This window comes from Enterobacter sp. FB, from assembly GCF_000805795.1.
Lineage (GTDB): Bacteria > Pseudomonadota > Gammaproteobacteria > Enterobacterales > Enterobacteriaceae > Enterobacter > Enterobacter roggenkampii.
On sequence record NZ_JSZC01000017.1, the window covers coordinates 247109 to 269820 of the forward strand.

The 22712-nt window shown below is 55.4% G+C and carries 19 protein-coding genes and 4 tRNA genes; 6 read left to right on the forward strand and 17 right to left on the reverse strand.

What is annotated here, in order from left to right; translation table 11 throughout:
* Nucleotides 1–149: 149 nt before the first annotated feature.
* From hemC to PI91_RS23415, 5 genes are all read left to right on the forward strand, one after another.
* A complete protein-coding gene (hemC, locus tag PI91_RS23395) occupies nucleotides 150–1091 on the forward strand; it encodes a hydroxymethylbilane synthase (protein WP_032635435.1) in 942 nt (313 codons plus the stop codon).
* Complete coding sequence (gene hemD, locus PI91_RS23400) at nucleotides 1088–1828, forward strand: uroporphyrinogen-III synthase (protein WP_039267202.1); 741 nt, start codon at nucleotides 1088–1090, stop codon at nucleotides 1826–1828. Before hemC ends, hemD begins: the two co-directional genes overlap by 4 nt.
* Before the next feature lie 20 nt (nucleotides 1829–1848).
* Nucleotides 1849–3045, forward strand: coding sequence for a uroporphyrinogen-III C-methyltransferase (gene hemX, locus PI91_RS23405; RefSeq protein WP_008501550.1), 1197 nt, complete (start codon nucleotides 1849–1851; stop codon nucleotides 3043–3045).
* 2 nt (nucleotides 3046–3047) lie between these two features.
* Nucleotides 3048–4247, forward strand: coding sequence for a protoheme IX biogenesis protein HemY (hemY, locus tag PI91_RS23410; protein WP_023293568.1), 1200 nt, complete (start codon nucleotides 3048–3050; stop codon nucleotides 4245–4247).
* A gap of 172 nt (nucleotides 4248–4419) precedes the next feature.
* The gene (locus tag PI91_RS23415; RefSeq protein WP_039025155.1) at nucleotides 4420–5631 is read left to right on the forward strand and encodes an MFS transporter; all 1212 of its coding nucleotides are present in this window, start codon (nucleotides 4420–4422) and stop codon (nucleotides 5629–5631) included.
* A 506-nt stretch (nucleotides 5632–6137) separates the two neighbouring features.
* Here PI91_RS23415 and PI91_RS23420 read toward each other — a convergent pair.
* The 17 genes from PI91_RS23420 to trxA form a co-directional block, all read right to left on the reverse strand.
* Nucleotides 6138–6214, reverse strand: a tRNA-Pro gene (locus tag PI91_RS23420).
* A gap of 45 nt (nucleotides 6215–6259) precedes the next feature.
* Nucleotides 6260–6345: transfer RNA gene (locus PI91_RS23425), tRNA-Leu, on the reverse strand.
* A gap of 21 nt (nucleotides 6346–6366) precedes the next feature.
* Nucleotides 6367–6442 (reverse strand) — tRNA-His (locus tag PI91_RS23430).
* 67 nt (nucleotides 6443–6509) lie between these two features.
* A tRNA-Arg gene (locus PI91_RS23435) sits at nucleotides 6510–6586 on the reverse strand.
* A 102-nt stretch (nucleotides 6587–6688) separates the two neighbouring features.
* Nucleotides 6689–8074: an amino acid permease gene (locus PI91_RS23440; RefSeq protein WP_021242842.1), complete on the reverse strand. Its 1386-nt coding sequence runs from the start codon at nucleotides 8072–8074 to the stop codon at nucleotides 6689–6691.
* 197 nt (nucleotides 8075–8271) lie between these two features.
* On the reverse strand, nucleotides 8272–9012 hold the full coding sequence (gene wecG / locus PI91_RS23445; RefSeq protein WP_039267203.1) for a lipopolysaccharide N-acetylmannosaminouronosyltransferase: 741 nt from the start codon (nucleotides 9010–9012) through the stop codon (nucleotides 8272–8274).
* A gap of 12 nt (nucleotides 9013–9024) precedes the next feature.
* Nucleotides 9025–10377: an ECA oligosaccharide polymerase gene (wzyE, locus tag PI91_RS23450; protein ID WP_021242840.1), complete on the reverse strand. Its 1353-nt coding sequence runs from the start codon at nucleotides 10375–10377 to the stop codon at nucleotides 9025–9027.
* Entirely contained in the window at nucleotides 10374–11453 is a 1080-nt protein-coding gene (locus PI91_RS23455) for a TDP-N-acetylfucosamine:lipid II N-acetylfucosaminyltransferase (protein ID WP_039267204.1), read from the reverse strand. The genes wzyE and PI91_RS23455 overlap by 4 nt, the downstream gene beginning before the upstream one ends.
* Nucleotides 11450–12700: a lipid III flippase WzxE gene (gene wzxE, locus PI91_RS23460; RefSeq protein ID WP_008501558.1), complete on the reverse strand. Its 1251-nt coding sequence runs from the start codon at nucleotides 12698–12700 to the stop codon at nucleotides 11450–11452. Before wzxE ends, PI91_RS23455 begins: the two co-directional genes overlap by 4 nt.
* 1 nt (nucleotide 12701) lies before the next feature.
* The gene (gene rffA / locus PI91_RS23465) at nucleotides 12702–13832 is read right to left on the reverse strand and encodes a dTDP-4-amino-4,6-dideoxygalactose transaminase (RefSeq protein ID WP_039267205.1); all 1131 of its coding nucleotides are present in this window, start codon (nucleotides 13830–13832) and stop codon (nucleotides 12702–12704) included.
* Nucleotides 13833–13836: 4 nt separating this feature from the next.
* On the reverse strand, nucleotides 13837–14514 hold the full coding sequence (gene rffC, locus PI91_RS23470; protein WP_021242837.1) for a dTDP-4-amino-4,6-dideoxy-D-galactose acyltransferase: 678 nt from the start codon (nucleotides 14512–14514) through the stop codon (nucleotides 13837–13839).
* Nucleotides 14511–15773: a UDP-N-acetyl-D-mannosamine dehydrogenase gene (gene wecC / locus PI91_RS23475; RefSeq protein ID WP_039267206.1), complete on the reverse strand. Its 1263-nt coding sequence runs from the start codon at nucleotides 15771–15773 to the stop codon at nucleotides 14511–14513. Before wecC ends, rffC begins: the two co-directional genes overlap by 4 nt.
* Nucleotides 15770–16900, reverse strand: a complete 1131-nt coding sequence (gene wecB / locus PI91_RS23480) for a non-hydrolyzing UDP-N-acetylglucosamine 2-epimerase (protein WP_039267207.1) — start codon at nucleotides 16898–16900, stop codon at nucleotides 15770–15772. The genes wecC and wecB overlap by 4 nt, the downstream gene beginning before the upstream one ends.
* A gap of 56 nt (nucleotides 16901–16956) precedes the next feature.
* Nucleotides 16957–18003 (reverse strand): ECA polysaccharide chain length modulation protein, encoded by a 1047-nt coding sequence (wzzE, locus tag PI91_RS23485; protein ID WP_008501563.1) that lies wholly within the window; start codon nucleotides 18001–18003, stop codon nucleotides 16957–16959.
* 13 nt (nucleotides 18004–18016) lie between these two features.
* On the reverse strand, nucleotides 18017–19120 hold the full coding sequence (gene wecA, locus PI91_RS23490; protein WP_008501564.1) for a UDP-N-acetylglucosamine--undecaprenyl-phosphate N-acetylglucosaminephosphotransferase: 1104 nt from the start codon (nucleotides 19118–19120) through the stop codon (nucleotides 18017–18019).
* 238 nt (nucleotides 19121–19358) lie between these two features.
* Complete coding sequence (gene rho / locus PI91_RS23495; protein ID WP_008501566.1) at nucleotides 19359–20618, reverse strand: transcription termination factor Rho; 1260 nt, start codon at nucleotides 20616–20618, stop codon at nucleotides 19359–19361.
* Between the two features lie 345 nt (nucleotides 20619–20963).
* Nucleotides 20964–21293 carry a thioredoxin TrxA gene (trxA, locus tag PI91_RS23500; RefSeq protein WP_006179218.1) on the reverse strand — a complete coding sequence of 110 codons (330 nt, stop codon included), beginning with the start codon at nucleotides 21291–21293 and terminating at the stop codon, nucleotides 20964–20966.
* Between the two features lie 144 nt (nucleotides 21294–21437).
* On the opposite strand from trxA, the gene rhlB reads away from it, so the two are divergent.
* Nucleotides 21438–22706, forward strand: a complete 1269-nt coding sequence (gene rhlB, locus PI91_RS23505; RefSeq protein WP_021242834.1) for an ATP-dependent RNA helicase RhlB — start codon at nucleotides 21438–21440, stop codon at nucleotides 22704–22706.
* Nucleotides 22707–22712: the final 6 nt, after the last annotated feature.

A 22712-nucleotide genomic window follows, 5' to 3' on the forward strand; every position in this document is an offset into this window, starting at 1 on the left:
AGCACCGTTCTGTACGTGTAAATTCCTGAATACGGCTCTGGCTGACGAATACGCCGCCTTGTCCCTCTCACTCTTCATCAACCGTAAAACTGCCATCCCAGAGTCAACAATGTTAGGATGGTTAGCGATTGATAATGACGGTAACAAGCATGTTAGACAATGTTTTGAGAATTGCCACACGCCAAAGCCCTCTCGCGCTCTGGCAGGCACATTATGTGAAGCAGCGCCTGGAAGCCTGCCACAGTGGATTGCGCGTCGAGCTGGTGCCGATGGTCACGCGCGGTGACGTGATCCTCGATACGCCGCTGGCGAAAGTGGGCGGCAAGGGCCTGTTTGTCAAAGAACTGGAACTGGCATTGCTTGAGAACCGCGCCGATATCGCCGTACATTCGATGAAAGATGTGCCCGTCGAGTTCCCGGAAGGGCTGGGGCTAGTGACCATCTGCGAGCGCGAAGACCCGCGCGATGCGTTTGTCTCTAACCGCTATGACTCGCTCGACGCGCTGCCAGCGGGTAGCGTGGTTGGCACGTCGAGTTTACGCCGTCAGTGTCAGCTGGCGGAGCGTCGTCCTGACCTGATCATCCGCTCGCTGCGCGGTAACGTCGGCACGCGTCTGGGCAAGCTGGATAATGGCGATTACGATGCCATTATCCTCGCCGTTGCCGGCCTGAAGCGTCTGGGGCTGGAAGAACGTATTCGCGTAGCGCTGCCGCCAGAGCTCTCACTGCCCGCTGTTGGCCAGGGTGCCGTCGGCATCGAGTGCCGTCTGGACGATGTGCGTACCCGCGAGCTGCTTGCCCCACTGAATCATGACGAAACCGCTACGCGCGTAAAAGCGGAGCGGGCGATGAATACCCGCCTCGAAGGCGGGTGCCAGGTGCCAATTGGCAGCTATGCTGAATTGACGAATGGCGAACTGTGGCTGCGCGCGCTGGTAGGCGCCCCGGACGGTTCGCAGATGGTGCGCGGCGAACGTCGCGGTAACGCGCAAGATGCCGAGCAGCTTGGCGTGTCGCTGGCGGAAGAGTTACTGGATAACGGCGCCCGCGAGATCCTGGCTGACGTATATAATGGAGAGCCCCCTGCATGAGTATTCTCGTCACCCGCCCTTCTCCCGCAGGAGAGCAGTTAGTGAGCCGTCTGCGCACACTGGGGCAGGTGGCCTGGAGTTTTCCGCTCATTGAATTCTCCCCCGGTCGCGAGCTCTCTGCGCTCGCCGACCAGATGAATACCCTTCAGGACGATGACCTGCTGTTTGCGCTGTCGCAGCATGCCGTGGAATTTGCCCACGCACAGCTGCAGCAGCAGGACATGGCCTGGCCAACCGCCCCCGGCTATTTCGCGATTGGCCGCACAACGGCACTGGCGCTGCATACCGTAAGCGGCGCGGACGTTCGTTACCCGTTAGATCGGGAAATCACTGAAGTCTTGCTACAATTACCTGAATTACAAACTGTTGCCGGAAAGCGTGCGCTCATTTTGCGCGGCAATGGGGGGCGCGAGCTGCTGGGCGAAACGCTGCGTGAACGTGGTGCGAACGTGACGTTCGTTGAGTGCTATCAGCGCTGTGCAAAACACTACGATGGCGCGGAAGAGGCGATGCGCTGGCACGCGCGAGGCATCAGTACACTGGTGGTCACCAGCGGTGAAATGTTACAACAGCTTTGGACGCTGATACCGCTTTGGTATCGCGAAAACTGGTTACTCCGCTGTCGGCTTCTGGTCGTCAGTGAGCGTCTGGCGAACCAGGCCCGGGAACTGGGCTGGCAGGATATTCGGATCGCTGATAACGCCGACAACGATGCGCTGCTGCGCGCATTACAATAACTCTCAAATGGGAAGCCATAATGACGGAACACGACAAATCCTCCGCCGTGGTTGAAGAGACCAGGGAGACTGTGGAGACGACGCCACAGCCAGAGACGACTGAGAAAACCGCTGAGAAGAAAAACGGCAGCAACAAAACAAGCCTCACGCTGAGCGCGATTGCCATCGCCATTGCGCTGGCAGCGGGGGCTGGCCTATACGGGCTGGTGAAGCAACAGAGCGCTAACCAGACGTCCACCAGCGATGCGCTGGTGAATCAGCTCACTGCCCTGCAAAAAGAGCAGGAGACGCAGAAAACCGAGCTGGAAGCCGTGATTAAGCAGCAGGCCGCCGCGCTTGCCGAAGCGAACAGCAAACAGGAAGAGCTGACCAAACAGCTGGGTGAAGTTCAGCAGAAAGTCGCCACGATTTCCGGCACCGATGCCAAAACCTGGCTGCTCTCGCAGGCTGACTTCCTGGTGAAGCTCGCCGGACGTAAGCTCTGGAGCGATCAGGACGTCACCACTGCCGCCGCGCTGCTGAAAAGCGCCGATGCAAGCCTGGCGGACATGAACGACCCAAGCCTCATTACCGCCCGTCGCGCGATTACCGAAGACATCGCCAGCCTCTCCGCCGTTTCGCAGGTGGATTACGACGGCATTATCCTTAAAGTGAATCAGCTGTCGAATCAGATTGATAACCTGCAGCTGGCGGATAACAACGACGACGACTCCCCGATGGATTCCGACGGTACCGAGCTTTCCAGCTCGCTGAGCGAATGGCGCATAAACCTGCAGAAAAGCTGGCAGAACTTTATGGACAGCTTTATCACTATCCGCCGTCGCGACGAAACGGCCGTACCGCTGCTCGCGCCGAACCAGGACATCTATCTGCGCGAGAACATTCGTTCCCGCCTGCTGGTGGCGGCCCAGGCCGTGCCGCGTCATCAGGAAGAGACCTATAAACAGGCGCTGGATAACGTCTCAACGTGGGTACGCGCTTACTACAACACCGATGATGCGACGACCACCGCCTTCCTCGAAGACATTGATAAGCTGAGTCAGCAGAACATCACCATGAACGTGCCGGACAAGCTGACCAGCCAGCCGATTCTGGAGAAACTGATGCAGACGCGCGTGCGTAACCTGCTGGCGCAGCCGGGCGTTCCGGCTGAGCAGACGAGCGGAGCGGCACCTGCTCCGGCTCCTGCGCCTGAAAGCGCACCGCAGGGAGAGTAACGATGCTAAAAGTCCTCTTACTCTTTATCCTGCTGATCGCCGGGATCGTCCTGGGGCCTATGCTTGCGGGTCATCAGGGTTATGTCCTGATCCAGACCGATAACTACAACATTGAAACCAGCGTAACGGGTCTGACGATCATTCTGATCCTTGGCGTGGTGGTGCTGTTTGCGATCGAGTGGATCCTGCGCCGTATTTTCCGTACCGGTGCCCATACCCGCGGCTGGTTCGTTGGCCGTAAGCGCCGTCGCGCCCGTAAACAGACCGAGCAGGCGCTGCTTAAGCTCGCAGAGGGTGACTATCAGCAGGTTGAAAAGCTGATGTCGAAAAACGCCGACCATGCCGAACAGCCGGTGGTGAACTATCTGCTGGCGGCCGAAGCGGCGCAGCAGCGCGGTGATGAAGCCCGCGCTAATCAGCATCTGGAGCGAGCGGCTGAGCTGGCTCACGGCGACCCGATTCCGGTGGAAATCACGCGCGTTCGTCTGCAGCTGGCACGCAATGAGAATCACGCGGCTCGCCACGGCATCGACCGTCTGCTGGAAGTCGCGCCGCGTCATCCGGAAGTGCTGCGTCTTGCCGAGCAGGCCTATATTCGTACCGGCGCCTGGGGCTCACTGCTGGACATCATTCCGTCGATGGCGAAGGCCGAGGTGGGCGACGATGAACATCGTGATGAGCTTCAGCGTCTGGCGTGGATTGGCCTGATGGATCAGGCGCGCGCAGACCTGGGCAGCGACGGTCTGAAAACGTGGTGGAAGAATCAGAGCCGTAAAACGCGTCAGCAGGTTCCTCTGCAGGTGGCGATGGCGGAACATCTCATCGAATGTGACGATCACGACACGGCTCAGGCGATCCTCCTCGACGGTCTGAAGCGTCAGTACGACGATCGTCTGGTGATGGTGATCCCGCGCCTGAAAACCAACAATCCTGAGCAAATCGAAAAAGTGCTGCGTCAGCAGATTAAAACCGTCGGCGATCGACCGCTGCTGTGGAGCACGCTCGGCCAGTCGTTGATGAAGCACGGCGAATGGCAGGAGGCGAGCCTCGCCTTCCGTGCAGCGCTGAAGCAGCGTCCGGACGCCTTCGACTACGCCTGGCTTGCCGATACGCTGGACAAGCAGCATAAGCCGGAAGAGGCCGCCGCCATGCGCCGTGACGGGCTGTTGCTGACCCTGCAAAACAACGGTACCCAGCAGTAAATAAAAAGGAGGCCAGACGGCCTCCTTTTTTTATCGCCTTTCTGCTGCTACATTCTTTACACCTGCATCCGCAAACGAGCCCGCCAATGTAACGATCTCTTTTCATTAACTTTTTCTCACACACGCGCACATTCTGCAGCGTGGATTTAATCGTTTTTGAAAGGAAATCGTCATGAATTCGCTTCTGTATGCGCTGATTGAAGTGCTGCGCTGCCACCGCTGGCTGCGCCTCCTTGCTTGTGCTTTTATCTTTTCTTCGCTGGGGAATGGCTTAACCCAGGTCGTGGTCTTCGGCTTGCTGTTAGCATGGTCAGCCCCGCCCGCACTGCTCACCCTCGCTTTTCTTTTCGCTACGGTACCGGGGTTTATCGGGAGTACGATCGGCGAAAAGCTGTGCTCCCGATGTTCTCCGATCGCCCTGCTGATACTGACCGAGGCGCTGGGATTGCTCGCCCTGCTCTTTCCCCTCCTTGGTGTGGGTTATCACAGCGTTACCGCGTTACTCGCCGTGCAATCCACCGAAGCGCTGCTCAGCGGGATGAGCTGGCCCGCGCTGACGTTGCTCTTCAAGCGCGGTCTCAGCGAAGCGGAGCTGCCTGCTGCGACCTGTCTGGAAAATGTGATTTTTGCTTCTCAGGTTTTGCTGGGGACCGGCCTGGGCGTGGTGCTGTTTCAGAAGATATCCGTATTTACCCTGCTGGCCATTGATGCCGCCAGCTTTCTCGGGTCACTGCTCATGCTATGGCTGGCTGGACGCCGGTTTTCAGCGCCATCACTCCCGTCCCTCGAGGAAGAGGAAGCCCCTGCGGCATTACGCTGGCGGACGTTGACCGTTCGGCAGAAACGCAGTCTGCTCATCCTGCCAGCGCTGGCGGCCGTCGGCTCGCCGGCCATGGCACTGCTTCCGGCACTGGCACAGCAACTCCATCCTCAGGATGCGGCGGGCCTTGCTTTGCCGCTGCTTTTCGCCAGGAGCCTGGGACAGCTTTGCGGCCCCATGTTGCTAAAAAAAGAGAGCCTGACGCGCTTTGCCGCTCGCACGCCACGCATCATCGTTTGTCTCGGCATCTTTCTGGCCGCTTATGGAATGCTGCCGTTGTTGTCCGGGTGGATGGCATGTGCGCTGGGGATGATCTTTATCGCGCATCTGGCTTCGAATGTTCTGTTCGCGGCCGGGACGTTTGGCGTTCTCAGTAGTTTTCATATTACGCAAACCGCTTCGGCCAGTGGTAAAGCCTGGCGCTGGCAAACGCTCAGCGCCTCTCTTTTCACCGGCATTGCAGCGGCAGTGGCTGCCGGGTTTGGCTCAGTAGCCGCACTCTATGCTGTCTCGTCAGCGGCCCTGGTGATGGTTGCCCTGATCGTGCGCCGGTATCGGGAATAAGGCATAAAAAAACGCCTGCTATAAAAGCAGGCGTTAAAACAGGTCTGTAAGACAACATATTTGGTGCTTCACTCAACGTTATGTCCATGGTGTCTGATGAGGCCGAAGCGACATCTGTCAGTGGACGATAAGCACCGTAAATGGCTCTGCGTCATTCCGGAGTTTATGAGGCACGAAGGCGAACATAAGAGATGGAATGAGCATCTACACGCATATTATTGCACGTAACGTGCCAACATGACACGCAGAACTTTTACATGACGCAACATTTTAAGATAAAAGGAAATTATGCTATTAAGCGTCGTCTTAATCGCTACAACATATCGGTCAACGCAGAAATATGTCGCCAGGAGGAGACAGCAAAACCTATGGATAGTAAATATGTTTATTTTCAATGCATTATATGTCGCTGAATCGCGACAATGAAACAGGGCGCTGTCGGGGAATCACTACAGGGGTGAAAAGTGGCATAAAACAAAAAACCCCGCCGAAGCGGGGTTCAAAATTGGTCGGCGAGAGAGGATTCGAACCTCCGACCCACTGGTCCCAAACCAGTTGCGCTACCAAGCTGCGCTACTCGCCGATGTACTGCTTTTTGAATTTTTAGTTCAATTCATTTAAAAAGTCGTGGTGCGAGGGGGGGGACTCGAACCCCCACATCCTAAGGACACTAACACCTGAAGCTAGCGCGTCTACCAATTCCGCCACCTTCGCAATTCACAACTCTTTCAATAATGGGGTGGCTAATGGGATTCGAACCCACGACAACTGGAATCACAATCCAGGGCTCTACCAACTGAGCTATAGCCACCACTGTATTCTTTCACGCGGTACTGACTACTTCTCAGACCACCGCAGCTCTAGCGCCGGGACTAAAATGGCGCGCCCGACAGGATTCGAACCTGAGACCTCTGCCTCCGGAGGGCAGCGCTCTATCCAGCTGAGCTACGGGCGCTTAGCGCCGTTGCGGGGCTGGATATTACGTACCTCCGTCCCCGCTGTCTAGTGCTTTTTTGAAAAAAATGCGCGTTTGGTTATCGTTTGCACATTTTGCCGCTTATTCCTCCACTTTCTGCGTGGTGGCACGGCGACCGAGACCAAAAAGCTTATAGGCAGCCGTTACAGCGGCCAGGAAGATCATCCCGACAAACAGCGACATGCGGGTATCTTCATTAAAGTACATTCCGATTAATACGCAAATCAGGAACGCCATCGTTAAATAGTTCGCATACGGGAACAGAATTGAACGGAACGGATGGCTTTCAATCGCCTTTTTATGCGCATGACGGAAACGCAGCTGGCTGATGAGGATAACAAACCACGGCACCATGCCCGGCAGGACGCTGGCGCTGTAGACGTAAACAAACACCCGCTGCGGATTGGGAATGATGTAATTCAGGCAAGAACCAATCAGCAGGATCGCAATCGAAACCGCCACGCCCGCCACCGGCACGCCAGCACGTGACACTTTGCTCATCGCCGCAGGCAGCTGGTTATTCTTCGAGAGCGCATAGAGCATACGCCCACAGCTGTACATCCCGCTGTTACACCCTGACAGCGCTGCCGTCAGGACCACAAAGTTAATGATGCCCGCCGCCGCCGTGATACCAATTTTGGCAAAGGTTAATACAAACGGGCTGCCCGTCGTGCCAATTTCGTTCCACGGGAAGATGGTTACGATAACGAAGATCGCGCCCACATAGAAAATCAGGATGCGCCACAGCACTTTGCCCACCGCGCTACGCAGCGTGACCTGAGGATTTTTCGCTTCACCGGCAGTAATACCGATCAGCTCTACGCCCTGATACGAAGCCACAACGATACACAGCGCCGTCAGGAAACCCTTCCAGCCGCCGGCAAAGAAGCCGCCGTTTTCGGTCAGGTTACCGAAACCGATAGCGTGTCCACCGTTGCCAAAGCCGAAGAAAATCACGCCCAGGCCAACAACAATCATCACGATGATGGTGGTGACTTTAATCATCGCGAACCAGAACTCGATCTCACCATAAAGACGCACGGCGGCCAGGTTTGCCAGCGCCACCAGCCCCACGGCAATAAGCGCGGGTATCCACTGGGCCATGTCCGGGAACCAGAACTGGACGTAGACCCCTATCGCGGTGATCTCGGAGATGCCCACCGCCATCCACATGAACCAGTATGACCAGGCTGTCAGGTAGCCGAAAAAGGGGCTCATATACCGGTGCGCGTAAACGGCGAAGGAGCCGGTTACCGGCTCCAGGAAGAGCATTTCGCCCATGGAACGCATGATGAAGAAAACAAACAGCCCGGCAATAATGTACGCCAGTAATACGGAAGGGCCTGCCCACTTGAGCGTGCTTGCGGAGCCCATAAACAGGCCCACGCCGATAGTGCCGCCCAGCGCTATCAGTTCAATATGACGAGCTTCCAGCCCACGCTGTAGCTCCTGTTTTTTCTCTGCCATAGATCCTCGATTGTGTTTGCTGTTTCCCGACTTAAGACCGGGTATTGTTTTTTAGGGGGACTAAAATACGGAGCGAATGGTTTCTTAAAATGTGCCAAATGGCAAACGATGCATAAAAAAAATGAATGCATTGCACAGATTATCAGCAGTTTTGCAGGCGAGTTGCAGCGCGAATAGCATATCGCGCTACATTTTGATTACATTTTCCCGGTGTAATGCCAGGCGAGGTAGCGAAGCAGACGGATCTGTCGTTTAATGCGTGTCGGCTGCGATAGCAGCCGATACAGCCACTCCAGCCCCAGATGTTGCCAGACCGCTGGCGCACGCTTGACGTGGCCGGTAAAGACGTCATATGTGCCGCCAACGCCCATGTAGAGGGCATCCGGGCAGACCAGACGACAGTCACGCATCAGGATCTCCTGGCGCGGGGACCCCATCGCCACGGTGACAATCTTCGCCCCGCTGTCACGAACGCGCTCAAACAGCGCCTGCCGATCTTCCGGTTTGAAGTAACCATCCTGGCTGCCGACAATATTAACATTCCATTGACGACGCAGTTTCTCTTCCGTCTGGGCCAGTATCTCCGGCTTCCCGCCAATCAGGAACACGGGCGTTCCCTGCGAGCCTGCACGGGCCATAAGCTGCTCCCAGAGATCGGCACCCGCCACGCGGGAAACATTAGCGTCAGGATACTTTTTACGGATAGAGCGAACCACGCTGATCCCGTCCGCGTATTTAAATTCGGCCGCGTCTATCAGGCTTTTGACTTCCGCGTTATCCTCAACCGCCAGCATCTTTTCCGCGTTGATGGCCACCAGCGTACCGGATTTCATCTGGCCGTCGGCGAACAGAAAATCCAGCGCGTGCTGCATGTCGCGCCAGCCAATCAGCTGCAGACCACGTAGCGCATAGCGCGGTGCAGAAATTCTATCAGTCATTACTATCCTTACTCAGACTTGAGACAGCGTTGTGCTGCCCTGCCGCTCGCGCCTGTGCACAAGCCCGGCGCTGTCAAACAGCCAGTACAACAGTTTGGCCAGTAACAGGCAGATGCCGAAAACGACCATGAAGAACACCACGCGCGAAACGAACGAGTCCAGACCTTCGCGCGCCAGAACGATCATATTGAAAATGGCACCAAAGCAGAAACTGTGCAAAATGGCCGCTTTATAGCGGTTGGTCTCTTCATTGCCACGCAGGTAAAGCCAGTCGAACCACTTGATAATCAGCCCCACGGCAACCGCTCCGGGGAGAATGAACCATGCCCCGCCCATCACCACCAGGGAACCGAGCAGCGTGGGTGAAATTGCCAGACCGGAATGGTTGTTCAGCACTTCCCAGGTGAAGTAATTCGCCGTATTCAGCACCACGCCAGGACGGTCCGGCCATAGCCAGGAAGGAATAAAGACGTAGAAGTCGCGAACAATCGGCGCCAGCCCCTGGAAATCAATCTTGTCGTAATTTTGCAGCAGCAGTGCCAGGTTTTCCCATGGCGAGAAGGTATCGCGCGTGAGGTAAAGGAACGTATAAAACGCCTCATCACCCGCCACGTTCATCCCGTAGCGCTTCAGCGCCAGCCAGAACATCCCCACAATGCCAAACACGCCTGCTGCAACCAGCATCCAGAGCGAAATCCAGCCGCGGATAATGCCGATAAACAGGAAGATCGCGAAGGCGATGATGATGTTCGCGCGCGTACCGCCCACAATCATGTAGGTCAGGATGCCAAATGCGACGGTACTGACCAGGAAGAACAGCCACGCTTTGCTGTCCTGGCGCAGGAAGAAGATCACCAGCATCGCCGGGATGAAGAAGTAGAAGAAACGCTTAAGCGCCACGCCCGAGACTTCTGCCGAAAAAATCTGGCTGTAGGAGTGGAGTTTAAAAAGCAGGAAGCCGTTATGCATGAAGAAGATGCCAACGCTGACCAGGGCGATAGTCATCAGCATCACCCATGTCAGGTGGGTTTCCACCCGATTCATGGTAAAGAGCGCCCGGCGTGGGGCAGCTGTCTGCGCTGAACGCAGACGCGTTTTATAGGTGACGTAGTAAACCGCATAGAAGCAGGTCGCCGCCAGAAGCGCCTGGAGCAGAATGTCCGGCGGCGCGACGCTCACGTCAAAACGGAAGACCAGTATGCTGGTCAACGGGAAGCCGAAAAAGAACGTTAGCAGAAACAGTAACGAGAAGAAGACGTTAAAGTTGAAGCGCACGCGGCGGAATTCAAACCAGGTGAGCGTGGCGATAAACAGGCTGCTCAGAAGCCAGACAACCAGTAAGCCGCTGAATTGCAACTGACTCATGCTTTGTCTCCTGCAGCGATACGCAGCGCGCGGTGCCACGGCGTGAGATAATTCGGGCTGAAAAAATCGATGCTGTTTTTATCCACCAGCGTGAGCTGACGTTGAGCTTCACGTACCACCTCGACATTCAGCGTGTCTGAGGTAAACAGCACCGGAATATGCTGCTCGGCCATGTCCTGCCAGAACGGGTTGTCGCGGTTGAGCACGCACGGTACACCTGCCTGAATCAGCAGGCACAGCGTGCCAATCCCCTGCTGCCGGGCAAAGATGAAATAACCGAGATCGCATTTTCTCAGCAGCGCAAGATATTCATCAAATTCCAGCTTATCGCTGAGGATGTGCAGATTTTCCGCGCTAAACAGCGCCAGCCCCTGCTGGCGAACCTCGTCGATATAGGCGTTGTTGTTGGCGGGATAGCCCATCGGCACCACCACGTTCACCGTGTCGCCAAACTGCTGATGCACCGCCCTGAGCGCCGCGACATGTTCGTTACTGCGATCGCCGGAATTCCCCACCAGAATCGTCAGCTTGCCTTCTCGCACCGCGTCATTCGCCATGGCGTTCAGCGCCGGATCCATGCGAGTGGGGAAATAGAGCAACTCGCCGCGCACGTTCGGGTGCTGTTTAGCAAAATAGTTGAGATCGCCGCGGGTAGCAAAAACGCAGCCTACGCGCCCCTGAGCCATGCGGCGCAGGGGATAAAAAAGACGGAATTTCCAGCCGCGGGAGACTTCATAAAGATCGGCTCCCCAGATATGCCAGCTGCACTGGGAGGGTTTAATCCCTCCGCTGAGAAGCGCCAGCCACAGGCCGGTATTGAACTGCCCGTGGAAAAAGAAACGTTGCTTACGATCCGCTTTGGCTTTGGCAACCACCGCCTTCGCCAGTGAGGCCTTATCCGGCCAGAAGCGAATCGTCAGTGCCGGAAACGCCTCGCTCAGGCCCTTATCCTGACCTGCAACCATAAACTCACGCGCATCAGGATCTCCCGATGCCAGCTCGTCGTTGAAGAACCGCAAAACGGTCTGGTTATGGTGTGGGATATCCGATCCCAGGATGTGAATCAGTGCAGTCATGCGCGTTTACGCCACAATAAAAATACACCGCAACAGGCGGCGAAATAAACGATATAGGTTGCCATGTAGGCCTGAGCCGCCCCCAGCGCACCGTGCGTCGGTATCAGCCAGTGTGAAAATGCCGTCAGTAAAACAAACTGGCTAATTTCCGCCAGGATATAGAGCCGCAGGGACGCTTTCGCGATCACCAGATAGCCGAAAACGTAAGCCCCCACTTTCAGTACATCACCCACCAGCTGCCAGGCAAAGAGATCGCGCATGGCGGTGAACTTCGCCGAGAACAGCAGCCAGATGGCGACATCGCGCAATAACCAGACGGTAAAGCTGGCAGCCGCGACGGCCGGCAATACAAAGCGCAGCGATCGGAAAATCTCGCGCGTTATGTCCTGTCTGGACGTCAGACGCGACAGGGTTGGCAGCAGGTAAACGCTAAAGGAAGCCGTAATAAACTGAAGATAAGCATCGGAAATACTGCTTACGCCCTGCCAGATCCCGACCTCATCCCAGCTATAGTGCGCCGCCAGCAGGTTTCGCATCATCACGTAGGCCACCGGCAGCGTGACGGAGGTGATGAGCGCCATCAGGGTAAATTTACCCAGTTGGCTGGCAAGCATCGAGTCCCATTGCGGTTTCAGGTAGCTCAGCGGAATGACGCCCCGACGCATCAGCATAAATGCCGCAGGCACAACCACCAGCGCAGGAACCAGCGCCAGCCCCAGCAGTGCGCCTTCATAGCCACCCAGGCGATAGCAGAAATAATAGGCAATCACGCCGATGACGCTGCCCAGGATCAACGCAAGCGCGTTCCCGGCAGCATCACGAAACCCTTTCATCAGCGCCAGCAGCAGGTTAGCCCAGGCAATTCCCATCTGAACCAATGCGACCAGACGCACCAGCCCCTGATAGTGGGTGTGACCGAATAATCCCTGGCTGATGGGCGCCGCCGCCAGCAGAAAGATAATCGCCATCAGGGTCGAAAAACCCGTGACCATCGCCGACGAGGTGCCCACCACCCTGCGGAGCTGGGCCGCATCATCATGATACTGCGCAACGTATTTGGTGACGCCGTTGAAGATACCGGCACCGGCCAGCACGCCAAGAACGGTGACAAGCTGACGGAAATTACCCGCCAGCCCCACTCCTGACGGGCCAAATGAGACGGCCAGGAGCTTGACGACCAACAGCCCGGCCCCAATTTTTACAAGCGTGGACGCGGCGGTCCACACCGATGCTTTTGCCAGAGACATATCAGCCGAAATAACTCAGGAGGGTATTAATCACCGTACGCTGGTTAACTGGCGCGAGGTTGTAGAACAGTGGCAGACGAAGCAACCGCTCACTTTCTTTGGTGGTGTAACGGTCTTCACCCGCGAACGTTCCAAACGCTTCGCCCGCCGGGCTGGAGTGCAGCGGGATATAGTGGAACACCGCCATAATTTCAGCTTCTTTCAGCCAGGCGATGAACTCGCTGCGGTCGTCGTTATCGCGCAGCTTGATGTAGAACATGTGTGCGTTGTGGACGCAATCCGCCGGAATCGTTGGCAGCGCAATACGCCCGGCTTTTGCCAGAGGTTCCAGCGCATCGTAATAGGTTTGCCACAGGGAGAGACGCTGCAGGTTGATGCGATCCGCGGCTTCCAGCTGCGCCCAGAGGTACGCGGCCTGCAGATCCGCCATCAGATAGCTGGAGCCAATATCGCGCCAGGTGTATTTGTCTACCTGGCCGCGGAAGAACTGGCTGCGGTTGGTGCCTTTTTCGCGGATCACTTCCGCACGCTCCACGAGTGCCCGGTCGTTAATCAGCGTCGCGCCACCCTCTCCGCCTGCCGTGTAGTTTTTGGTTTCGTGGAAGCTAAAGCAGCCGATGTGGCCGATGGTGCCCAGTGCGCGTCCCTTGTAGGTCGACATCACGCCCTGCGCGGCATCTTCCACCACAAACAGGTTATGTTTTTTGGCGATGGCCATGATGGTGTCCATTTCACAGGCCACACCTGCGTAGTGAACCGGCACGATCGCGCGCGTTTTGTCGGTGATCGCCGCTTCAATCAGCGTCTCATCAATGTTCATGGTATCCGGGCGGATATCCACAAAGATGATTTTCGCCCCGCGCAGGACAAACGCATTCGCCGTGGAAACGAAGGTGTAGCTCGGCATGATCACTTCATCGCCGGGCTGGATATCCAGCAGCAGTGCGGCCATTTCCAGCGATGCCGTACAGGACGGGGTCAGCAGTACTTTGGCGCTGCGAAAACGCTGTTCCATCCACTGCTGACAGCGACGGGTGAAACCGCCGTCACCGCAGAGTTTGCCGCTGCCCATGGCAGACTGCATATAGTCGAGTTCCGTTCCGACGACGGGTGGTGCGTTAAATGGAATCATCTTGTCACCTGTATAACCAGTAGGCGGTGGCGTCGATGTTGGCACCACTCGCAATATAACGTTTAAGCGCGGCGGTGTTGCCCACCTGGGTCGCCACCCGCAGCGTCTCAACCTGCTGCTGCTGCGCCCAGTGCAGCGCCGCCTGCATAAGTTTCTCACCCATGCCGCGCCCGGCTAATAAGCCAATACGCGCCTCGCGCACGTTGAGCTTGCGAAGCGAGACGAACCCCTGGAGTTGACCGTCCCCTGCGCGGAAAACCAGGCAGACGTGGTCAAAGGTGCCTTTAACCGCATTCTCTATCCACTGGGCATAGAAACGGCCGCTATCGTCAGGTGCGTACCAGGGCGTACGAAAGCGACTCTGCGCAAACGCCTGAGCCGCCATCTGACGCAGCACGGGAATATCCTGTTCGGTTGCGATTTCAGCGCCGGGTGCATCATGCCGGGTGAGGGTTATGGAAAGGTCTGCCTCACCTTCCACCAGCTGAAAGCCGCGTTGCTGGAGCGCATCAAGCAGGTCGGTACGGTCCGCCGGGATCTTCGCCTGAATCCGTTGCCAGGCGATGAAATCCGATTCAGCCAGTACCGGCGCATCATCGCGCAGACGCACAATGGCCGACGGCAGGCCGAAAAAGGCACTCTCCCACTGCAGGGGCTCAAGTACCCCGTTCAGGCTGTTCAACGCCAGACACCTTTGGTATCAACGACATACTTCTGACGCACCGCATCACCGGACGTCGCTTTAAACTCTTGATGATCCACCAGCAGCACCAGCACGTCCGCCGTCGCCAGCGCCTCATCCAGCGCAGCCAGCGTGCAGTGCCCCGCCAGTTTTGCCGGCAACTCATGGATATTCGGCTCAACCACCAGCGTTTCACCCTTGTGCCATTCGGCAATCATCTGAGCAATTTCCATTGCCGGGCTTTCGCGCAGGTCGTCAATGTTGGGTTTGAAGGCCAGACCAAAGCAGGCAATTTTCAACTCGCTGGCGCGCTTTCCGCTCTCTGCCAGACAATCCGCTACCGTGGTTTTGACCTGATTGAGCACCCAGTGAGGTTTGCTGTCGTTCACTTCACGCGCGGTGCGAATCAGGCGCGCCTGCGCCGGATTCTGAGCCACAATAAACCACGGATCGACGGCGATGCAGTGTCCACCCACGCCCGGGCCTGGCTGGAGAATGTTTACACGCGGATGGCGATTCGCCAGGCTAATCAACTCCCAGACGTTAATCCCCTGATCGGCGCAAATCAGCGACAGTTCGTTCGCAAAGGCGATATTAACGTCACGGAAGCTGTTTTCCGTCAGCTTGCACATCTCGGCGGTGCGGGAGTTTGTCACCACACACTCCCCTTCCAGGAAAATCTTGTACAGCGCGCTGGCACGCTCGGAACAGACGGGCGTCATACCGCCAATGACGCGGTCGTTTTTAATCAGTTCGACCATGACCTGGCCCGGTAGCACGCGCTCCGGGCAGTAGGCAATGTTGATATCCGCCTGCTCCCCCGCCTGTTGCGGGAAGCTTAAATCAGGGCGCGCGTCGGCCAGCCACTGCGCCATCTGCTCGGTAGCACCGACCGGAGAGGTTGATTCCAGAATCACCAGCACCCCTTTCTTCAGCACAGGGGCAATGGACTTTGCCGCCGCCTCGACGTAGACCATGTCGGGCTCGTGGTCACCTTTAAAGGGCGTTGGAACGGCAATCAGGTAAGCATCCGCTTCAACCGGCGTGGTACTGGCGCGCAGGAAGCCGCCCTCCACCGCCTCTTTCACTACGCGATCCAAATCGGGCTCGACAATATGAATCTCGCCACGGTTAATGGTTTCCACCGCACGGGCGTTGATATCCACACCGACAACCTGTTTCTGACGAGAGGCAAACGCCGCCGCGGTGGGCAAGCCAATGTAGCCAAGACCAATGACAGAGATGGTAGTAAAACTCATAGCGATACCCGATTGTGTTTAAGTGCATGCAAAATACGGCCACAAGCCTGCCCGTCTCCATACGGATTATGAGCCCGGCTCATCGCCTGATACGTTTCGTCGTCATGCAGAAGGCGCGTGACCTCTTCGACGATGAGTGCCGCGTTGGTGCCGACCAGACGCACCGTACCGGCTTTGACCGCTTCCGGACGTTCGGTGGTTTCACGCATCACCAGCACCGGTTTTCCAAGAGAAGGCGCTTCTTCCTGAATGCCGCCGGAATCGGTAAGGATCAGCCAGGCATGGTTCATCAGCCAGACAAACGGCAGATAGTCCTGAGGTTCAATCAGAAGGACATTCTCGATATGACCCAGGATGCGGTTAACCGGCTCGCTGACATTAGGATTGAGATGGACCGGATAGACAATCTGCACGTCGTCGTTCTGCGCCGCGATTTCAGCCAGCGCGTGACAGATTTGCTCAAAACCCCGGCCAAAGCTTTCGCGACGATGGCCGGTGACCAGAATGGTTTTTTTGCCGTTGTGCAGGAATGGATAGCGGGCAGCGAGTTCGTTCTTAAGCTCGTGGTTTGCCAGGACCCGGTCACGTACCCAAATTAACGCATCGATGACCGTATTGCCGGTCACAAAGATCTTGTTATCGGCGATATTTTCACGCAGCAGGTTCTGACGCGAGTTTTCCGTAGGCGCAAAGTGATACATCGCCAGGTGGCCCGTTAGCGTGCGGTTGGCCTCCTCCGGCCACGGCGAATAAAGATTGCCGGTACGCAGACCCGCCTCAACATGCCCCACGGGAATTCGCTGGTAAAACGCGGCCAGGCTGGTCGCCACGGTCGTGGTGGTGTCGCCGTGTACCAGCACCACGTCAGGCTTGAATGACTCCAGGATAGGCTTCAGCTCTTGCAGAATGCGACAGGTTATCTCCGTCAATCCTTGCCCCGGTTTCATAATATTGAGGTCGTAATCCGGGACGATGGAAAAGAGCGTTAACACCTGATCGAGCATCTCACGGTGCTGGGCCGTGACGCACACTTTCGCTTCAATATCAGGATCGCTGGCCAGCGCATGAACCAGAGGTGCCATCTTAATGGCCTCCGGCCTGGTGCCAAATACGGTTAGTACTTTCACATCGATTCTCTTCGATTAGGCGATGAAGGCCGCAGCCTTCATCGTAGACGGCATTCTTAGTTTGTGCGACGACGCGTTAACGCCACGCCAGCGCCCGTCAGTGCGCCTACAATCCCCCACATGATCATCAGGAATGCACGACGCGGACTATCGCGTTTTACAGGTTCTTCAGGCGTTCGCAAATAACGATAGGTCTGAAAACGCGGGTCCAGAGATGGACCGACATTAAGCGTATTGAGCATCGCGCGATTTTGATCGTAATCGAGGTCAAAATCAGGACCGACGGCCTGAAGGTTTTCCAGACGTGCCTGCAACATGGGGCGGCCAAGGAGGAACATCTCTGAATCAGGCAGTTCATCAGCCGGCACGTCCGTCTCAGTACGGGAAATATTGTGCTGTTCCGCAATTTTCAGCGCCTGCTCAATATTGTGTACACGGCGAGCGAAAATCGCTTTAGCCACCTCTTCCTGACGTTTCACCTGCGCTTTCATCTGGATGGTACGAGCCGACCAGGCGCCTTTAAGCTCTTCGTTAAGATGGCTTGCGGCACGCTGGCTGGCAAACGCGACATACTGACGCAGCAGGTTGTTGGCGTCCGGCGCGGTTTCTGCAATCAGCTTGACGCTGTCATTCACGTTACGCAGCGCGTCGCCCGGCATAAATTGAATATTGTTAATCAGATCGTCCAGCAGAGCGGCATCGGCTTTGGTGTTATCAACCCGACGCTGCTTGTAGTAATCCGTCTGGGACCAGAAGTCGCGGCGCGTATCCCACGAAGCCAGTTGCATCACAAACTCTTTATAGGCCTCATCCATAACGGAGACCTGATCTGGCGTGGCGAGGTTAGCTTTGATATCCAGGTTTCGCAGGAATTGCTGTTGGGAATAGAACCCCCCAAGCATGTTAACCGTTGGTTTGTCAGTGATTGCCGTGGCGCTCCACTCTTGTTTTGCAAAGAACGTATAGGCCAGCGCTAACAGTGCAAACCCCAGCGCGATCCCCGCAATCCAAAGTTTGCCTGCCCATAACACGCGAAACAAACCCCGAATATCCAGTTCATTCTCAGTTACCACTGATTTCGCTCCCGCCAACGGTTGAGTCATCATAGTCCCGGTTTTACTTAGTTAATGTTGTGTTTTTGCCACTGTTACGACGCATCCTGCGTTTAATACGTTTAATGAACCGCGCTACTTTCCATGCGCGCTTAATGCAGTAGCCGTAAAGGAAAAACGCTAGCAAAAATAATGCCAACATAACCCATTCTGGCACAAAATGAGCATACTCCGCGGCAACACCCACTCCCGCAAGGATGGCGGCCGCCACGGTTATCAAAACAAATGCCTGCCGGGAGGTGAATCCAGCGCGCATGATCAAATGATGAATATGCTGTCGGTCGGCTGAGAAGGGACTCATTCCTTTGCGCAAGCGGCGATACATAATCGCAACCATATCCATTAACGGGATTGCGATAATCCACAACGCGGTGACAGGGCTGATAGGATGGACTTGCCCCTGAGTCGTTTCCAGCAAAATCCAGATGACGGTAAACCCAATGAGTGTGCTGCCCGCATCACCCATAAAGACTTTATAGCGACGCCCCAGCGCACCGAGGTTTAACAGGATATAAGGCAGGATGGCGGCAATCATGGCGAAGCACCACATAGCAAGACTATATTGACCGTCAAACCACAAAATAAAACCGATCGCGGCAAACGAGACGCAGGAGAGTCCCCCCAGCAAGCCATCAATACCATCGACCATGTTGAAGGCATTTATAGCAACCCATACGGCGAAAAGCGTCAGAAAATATCCGAACGGGCCGAGCACCATCTCCCACGAACCAAAAATATAGCCCAGGCTACTCAAGTAGAGTTTTGCTGAGACCATCATGGCAATGCCAACTGCCGCCTGCACAAAGGCGCGGATTTTAACGCTGATGTCATAACGATCGTCAAGCGCGCCGACGATAACCAGTACCGTTGAACACATCAGATATAATTTGACATGTGGGACATAGTAGTTAGCAATTGCGAAGGCATAGCAAATGCCGGCAAAAACGGAAATACCACCCACCAGGGGGATCATGCCCTGATGACGCTTCCGGAAGTTGGGTTTATCCACTAACCCCACGTATTTCGCCACCTTACGCGCAATAAACAAAAAACAGGTGGTGAATAAAAAAATACTGGTTAGATCAGTAAACGTATCGAATAGGTTCACAATGGATTCTCAACAAATGTTAGTCTCGGAAGTATAACCACGAAGGCTCATAGCCCGAAGGTAAAAGTAAACCTCTTGTGACCTCATTTGTATATTATTCAAGCTATTAATGTTTTTACTCTACGAATCGTCTTATTGTCGCACCTACACGTCAAAATTGGGAGTAGGTGGTACTAGCGTATAGTCCATAAAAGAAAAACGCCACGTAAAAACGTGGCGTTCGCTGGCTTTATTTGCGTTACGAGCGTTTCATCATGTCGAAGAAATCGTCGTTGGTTTTGGTCATTGCCAGTTTGTTAATGAGGAACTCCATCGCGTCGATTTCACCCATTGGATGAATGATTTTGCGCAGGATCCACATTTTCTGCAGCTCTTCCTGGGTGGTGAGCAGCTCTTCTTTACGGGTACCGGAACGGTTGTAGTCGATTGCCGGGAAGACGCGTTTTTCAGCGATCTTACGAGAGAGGTGCAGTTCCATGTTGCCTGTCCCTTTAAACTCTTCGTAAATCACTTCGTCCATTTTGGAGCCGGTATCAATCAGCGCGGTCGCGATGATGGTCAGGCTGCCGCCCTCTTCGACGTTACGTGCAGCACCGAAGAAACGTTTTGGACGATGCAGGGCGTTAGCATCCACACCACCGGTCAGGACTTTACCAGACGCCGGGACCACGGTGTTGTAGGCACGCGCCAGACGGGTGATAGAGTCGAGCAGGATGATCACGTCTTTCTTGTGCTCAACCAGGCGTTTTGCCTTCTCGATAACCATTTCCGCAACCTGAACGTGGCGAGATGCTGGTTCGTCGAAGGTAGAAGCAACCACTTCACCTTTAACCAGACGCTGCATCTCGGTCACTTCTTCCGGACGTTCGTCAATCAGCAGCACCATCAGCACACAGTCAGGGTGGTTGTAAGCAATGCTCTGCGCGATGTTCTGCAGCAGCATGGTTTTACCCGCTTTTGGCGGCGCCACAATCAGACCACGCTGACCACGACCGATTGGTGAGGCCAGATCCAGAACGCGCGCGGTTAAGTCTTCGGTAGAACCGTTACCACGCTCCATACGCAGGCGAGAGTTCGCATGCAGCGGCGTTAAGTTCTCAAAGAGGATCTTATTGCGCGAGTTTTCTGGCTTATCGAAGTTAACTTCATTGACTTTCAACAGCGCAAAGTAGCGTTCACCCTCTTTAGGAGGACGAATCTTACCTGAAATGGTGTCACCAGTGCGGAGGTTGAAACGGCGGATTTGGCTGGGGGATACGTAGATGTCGTCAGGGCCGGCGAGGTAGGAGCTGTCTGCAGAGCGGAGGAAACCAAATCCGTCTTGCAATATCTCCAGCACACCGTCGCCAAAGATATCTTCGCCACTCTTAGCGTGCTGCTTCAGGATGGCGAAAATGATGTCCTGCTTGCGCATACGAGCCTGGTTTTCCAGCCCCATATTTTCGCCGAGAGTGATCAGCTCAGAAACCGGCGTATTCTTTAATTCGGTAAGATTCATAATGGTGTGGGTTCTTAAACTCGGGGTGATTCTCGAACTTAATGTTGTGAATGGTATGGCAGGGTCATCCATGCCTGTTTAGCGGCCATCAACTCATGTCTGTTCGCTGTCTGGTCACAGGGAAAGAACGCAGAACTGAAACGACAAGACGGATTGAGTGACAAGCCCGGAATTTAGCCACTTCACGCACTGTTCATGTTAACAACGGGAAGTATCGGGTAAAACAAGATTCAAACAACAAGATATGTTTAAAACGAAGTCATAGCTAACTTAGCACGACTTCAGCCGGGCGTCCAGAGTTCCGAATCATTTAGCCGGGGGCTCTGAACGCACAGCGGAGAAACCTTACGCCAGGTTAGCGTCGAGGAACTCTTTCAGTTGACCTTTGGACAGCGCGCCCACTTTGGTCGCCGCCACTTCGCCGTTTTTGAACAGCAGCAGGGTCGGAATACCACGGATACCGTATTTTGGTGCGGTGCCCGGGTTCTGGTCGATGTTCAGCTTGGCAACGGTCAGTTTGCCCTGATATTCGTCGGCGATCTCATCCAGAATCGGGGCGATCATTTTGCAAGGACCACACCATTCAGCCCAGAAATCGACGAGGATCAGCCCGTCAGCCTTAAGTACGTCCGTGTCAAAACTGTCGTCAGTCAGGTGAATAATTTTATCGCTCATATATAACTCCACAGGAATAAGCCTGGTACGTTGGTTTTGTCTCCACCAACGACGCGTTGATGTCGCATTAACCAACTAAAGGTTGACTTTATTTCACCGGATACGCTTTCGTAAAGCAATAGTAAGCTGATATTCTACCACACTATGAGCAAAACACATTTAACAGAACAGAAGTTTTCCGACTTCGCGCTGCACCCGAAGGTGATTGAAGCCCTTGAAAATAAAGGGTTTCATAACTGCACGCCCATTCAGGCCCTCGCGCTGCCGCTGACGCTGGCCGGTCGCGATGTTGCCGGGCAGGCGCAAACCGGTACCGGCAAAACGATGGCGTTTTTAACGTCAACGTTTCATTATTTACTTTCTCACCCAGCGATTGCAGACCGCAAAGTTAACCAGCCGCGCGCGCTAATTATGGCCCCGACGCGAGAACTGGCGGTACAGATCCACGCAGACGCTGAACCCCTGGCGCAGGCTACCGGCCTGAAGTTGGGCCTGGCCTATGGCGGCGACGGCTACGATAAACAGCTGAAAGTGCTGGAAAGCGGTGTGGATATCCTGATCGGTACCACTGGCCGTCTTATCGATTACGCCAAACAGAACCACATTAATCTCGGTGCCATCCAGGTTGTGGTGCTCGATGAAGCTGACCGCATGTACGATCTGGGCTTCATTAAAGACATCCGCTGGCTGTTCCGCCGTATGCCTCCGGCTAATCAGCGCCTGAATATGCTGTTCTCTGCAACCCTCTCCTACCGCGTTCGCGAGCTGGCGTTCGAACAGATGAACAACGCTGAATACGTAGAAGTGGAACCGGAGCAGAAAACGGGTCACCGCATTAAAGAAGAGCTCTTCTATCCTTCTAATGAAGAGAAAATGCGCCTGCTGCAAACGCTGATTGAAGAAGAGTGGCCAGATCGCGCCATCATCTTTGCGAACACCAAACACCGTTGTGAAGACATCTGGGGCCACCTGGCTGCCGATGGTCACCGTGTTGGCCTGTTGACCGGCGACGTGGCGCAGAAAAAACGCCTGCGTATTCTCGAAGAGTTTACCCGCGGCGATCTCGATATTCTGGTCGCCACCGACGTGGCTGCACGTGGTTTACACATTCCAGCCGTAACGCACGTCTTTAACTACGATCTGCCAGACGACTGCGAAGACTACGTACACCGTATCGGTCGTACCGGTCGCGCGGGCGCAAGCGGTCACTCTATTAGCCTTGCGTGTGAAGAGTATGCGCTGAACCTTCCGGCCATTGAGACCTACATCGGTCACTCTATTCCGCAGAGCAAATACAATCCGGAAGCGCTGTTAAGCGAACTGCCGCCGCCTAAGCGTCTTACCCGCCCACGCTCCGGCAATGGTCCGCGTCGTTCAGGCGGCGCACCGCGTAATCGTCGTCGTTCAGGTTAAGAAAAT